Genomic DNA, 3173 nt, shown 5'->3' on the forward strand with positions numbered 1-3173 from the left:
GCGCGCTGCCTTGTAAAGGGGCAGGGGGCGCAAACCGCTCAACCGACTTGCCTTGCGGATGCCTCGGTCAAATCACACCTGCTGCGGCCGGTTCTGCCCGGTGCGGTCGGCAGCAGCTAGGCTCATGGCTTCCACGCCGCGCCCGCCTCTTCGCCATGACAACCACGCTCACGCTGTTCATCGAAACCGGCACCGTCCGCTTTCGCTCGCCGCTGCATCCGGTCGCACAGTCGCGGCCGCTCGACACCACGGCACTCGTCAATGCGACCACGCACTACCGCCATGCACGCCAAGCCGGCGGCGAGAACGAACTGCTGGCGATAGGCGCGGCGCTGTGGAACTGGCTGGATGGCGACGCCCGTTGGCTGAGCGAGCACTGGAACCGCCTCGCCTATCCGATCACCCTGGAAATCGTTGCCGACACCGGGCACGAACTCACCGAGGGCCAGCGCGCCGCGCTGCATGCGCCCTGGGAACTGCTGGCCTGCAAGGGCGCGCATCTCGCGCTGCACGACACTCAGCAGTTCAACGTGACCCGCCGCATCGGCGCGGCGCAGACGCCAGCGGAACCGGCCAACGATCTGAAGCTCGGCATCGTGTTCATGGCCGCCGCACCGCGCGGCCAGCACTCGCTCGATTTCGAGCGCGAGGAGCAGGAGATTGCGAAAACGGTCAAGGACACGCCGGTGGAGCTGCTGGTCGTCGACAGCGGCTACGCGCCCGATCTCCGCGAACGCCTGGCCGGCGCCAGCGCCCAGCCCTATCAGGTGCTGCATCTGTCCTGCCACGGCGGCGACGGCAGCGAATGCAAGTCCGACCCACAGCCGGCGCTGTATTTCGAGGACATCGCGCAAAACGAGGTCCGCACCACGGCCGGCGGCCTGCTCAAGACCATTGGCAGTCATCGGCCGGCGTTGCTGGTGCTCTCGGCCTGCCGGTCGGCCGCCCAGCCGGCGCTGTTTCAGCGCTCGGTTGCCGACGCGATGGCCGCGAGTCTTGTTCAGGCGGGCATGCCGGCCGTCGTCGGCTGGGATGGATCGGTCAGCGACATTGCGGCGATCCGTTTCGCCCATCACCTCTATGCCGCGCTCGGAACGCATGAGCCGCTGGCCGAAGCCGTCGCAAGCGCGCGGCGCGCACTGAAGGAAGAAGGCGCAGCCAGGACCAAGCCAGCCGGCCCCGCGCTCACCGATGCCGAACGCCGCCAGCTGGGGCGCGACTGGTCGATGGCGCGGCTCTGGCTCGCTCCCGCCGCCGGCGGCAAGCTGGTGCGTGGCAAGCGCAGCCGGCGCAGCACCACGCACAACAGCGGCATGCGCCTGCTGGGCGACGAGCATGGCAACGGCCTGAAAGTGGCCACGCCCGAGATGTTCGTGGGCCGGCGACGGCAGCTTGCCGATGCGGTGCGCGAGCTTCAGACCAACGAGCATGTCGGCCTGCTCATTCACGGCCAGGGCGGTTACGGCAAGTCGAGTCTGGCCGGGCGCATTGCCGACCGCTGGCAGGCGAGCGTCGCCAACGTGCAGTTTGTGGTTGTGCATCAGGACTACTCGCCGCAGCGCCTGCTGCGCAAGCTGCGCGAGGTCTGGCAAGACCAGCCCAAGCTGCGCAGCATCGTCGACCACTGGCTGCCGCAGGTGGACAGCACCTCCGGCCCGGAACAGGAGCGATGCCTGGGCGACGCACTGGCCGCGCTGCTGCGGCAGAGCGCCGAGCTGGCCGGCAGCGCCGACGCCATGCCGCTGCTCCTGCTCGTGGACGACCTGGAACGCCCCGGCGACCGGATTGCCGACGCCGCCAGTGCGCTGCGGCCACGCGACGAGGCCCTGCCGCTGCTGCGCGCCGTGCTGCGCGCCTTTCGGCTGGCCGACAAGCGCGGCGACAACCGCCTGCTGCTCACCTGCCGTTACGACTTCGCCCTGCCCGACAGCGAAGACGGCAGCCGCGACCTTGCCGCCGGCCTTGCGCGCATTGCGCTCGGCGGCCTTGCGCCGATCTACCGCGAGCGCCTGCGCGACCGCCAGCTTGCGGCCTGCGGCATCGACGACCGGCATGCCGAATACGCGCGGCGGGTAGCGCTCTGCGATGCCGCAGCCGAACTCGCCGGCGGCAATGCGCGGCTGCAAGACCTGCTGGGGTTGCAATTGGCCCTGCAACTCAACCTGCCGATTGCGCAGGCGGAACAGGCCATTGCCGACATGCGCCGCTATCTCGCAGCCCAGGGCGACGCAAGCACCACCGAGGTGGCCGACTTTCTCGGCAACCTCGCCATCGATGCGCTGCTGAAGGCGGCGGGTGGCGATGCGGAGGCGCTGCTGCATGCGGGGCAGGTGTTCGGCATCGCCGCGCCGCGCCGGGCCTGGGACGCGCTCGCGGCCGAGGTGGCCGACAGCAACGGCAGGCAGGCACTCGACACGGTGCTGGCGCTGGGGCTGCTCGATCGGGAAGCCGGTGGCGATGAATTGATGCTGAACCCGCTGGTAGCGGCGGCGCTGCGCGCACGCAGCGCACTGTCGGCTGGCGATGCCCGGCATTTCTCAAGCGTGGCGCTGACAGTGCTGCGAACGGTCTGGACGCAGAACGACGACAAGCACAAGCACTGGACGGCCGCGCAGCGGCGGGAGTTGCTGCGACTGGCCGAGCTGACGGAGGACCACGCGTTGATGCACCGGCTCGGCCCCGAAGTCGTGAGTGATCTGAAGGACGCTGGGGCGCCGACCGAGGCCGGCAAGCTCGGCGCCCGGCTGATGGACGAGCTGGCCGGCGACGACATGGACAGCCTGTTCTGGCTTGCGGCTGAGACGGCCAGCGCCTGGTGCTGGGCGGGGTGCGCCGAGGACGAAGCGGCTGCGCTGGATCAGGTTGGCGCCCGCGCTCGCGAGACCGCCAATCTGACGGCGACAGGGCTGAATCGCATCCTCTTCGAGCTGGCTGCGCGTGCCGAGCGGAGTACGCCTGACGAAGCCGTCGTCCTTTTGCACCGCCTGCTCGAAGTGGAAAAGGCTTGGGCCAACGACTACGGCATTGCGGTGTGCGAAGGCAAGATCGCCGACATCCTTCAGGCGCGCGGGCAGCTCAACGAGGCGCTGCGCATCCGCCGCGAGCAGCTACTGCCCGTCTTCACCCACCTCGGCGATGTGCGCTCCCTCGCCATCACCCACGGCCAGATCGCC

At 69.5% G+C, this 3173-nt stretch carries 1 protein-coding gene; it reads left to right on the top strand.

Features of this window, described 5'->3' with window-relative positions; genetic code table 11:
• Positions 1-155: 155 nt before the first annotated feature.
• A partial coding sequence (locus tag B9P64_RS21470) for a CHAT domain-containing protein (protein WP_139826452.1) occupies positions 156-3173 on the top strand: 3018 nt, incomplete at its 3' end.

Origin of the sequence: Derxia lacustris (assembly GCF_002105195.1) — a bacterium.
Classification (GTDB): domain Bacteria; phylum Pseudomonadota; class Gammaproteobacteria; order Burkholderiales; family Burkholderiaceae_E; genus Derxia; species Derxia lacustris.